At 37.4% G+C, this 617-nt stretch carries 1 protein-coding gene; it reads left to right on the top strand.

Translation table 11 applies throughout. From position 1 onward, the window contains the following. Positions 1-617: SLC5/6 family protein (locus tag AC1DRF_RS31395; protein WP_477742752.1), on the top strand; the 617-nt coding region annotated here is incomplete at both ends.

Below are 617 nucleotides of genomic sequence, written 5' to 3'. Positions count from 1 at the left end.
TACGTACAGTTCGTATCTATCTAAGCAGCAAAACTTGCCAAAATCGGCTATTTCAATTTCGGCGTTAAATATTTTGATTTCTTTACTAGCAGGACTGGCAATTTTCCCTGCGGTCTTCTCAATGGGTGTAAAACCGACGGAAGGACCAGGTCTTTTATTCATTGTATTGCCTTCTATTTTTGAACAGCTTCCGTTCGGAATTGTGTTTCAAACTTTCTTTTTGGCGCTGTTTTTATTTGCCACTTTGACATCTGCGTTTTCGATGTTAGAAATTATTGTTGCTTCTTTAGCCAAAGGAGAGCAGCATAAGCGTATAAAGCTATCTTGGATTTCGGGCTTGCTAATCTTCGTGGTAGGAATACCTTCAGCACTATCGTATGGTTTATTAAGTGACGTATCGATCTTTGGAAAAAGCATCTTTGACTCTTTCGATTTTCTTGTAAGTAATATCCTTATGCCACTAGGTGCTCTTTTAATTGCCATCTTTGTTCCTTGGAAAATGAAAAAAGATGTACTAATTGAAGAATTTAAGCACGGTTCAACGAATGTGAAGCGCTGGTTCTCTTTATGGCTTCTTGCTATTCGATACATTGCACCTGTTTTAATTATCATTGTAT

Source organism: Priestia sp. P5_B4 (genome assembly GCF_056400385.1).
The sequence above is the reverse complement of the archived record's forward strand: the minus strand, read 5'-3'. Positions and strand labels throughout refer to the sequence as shown.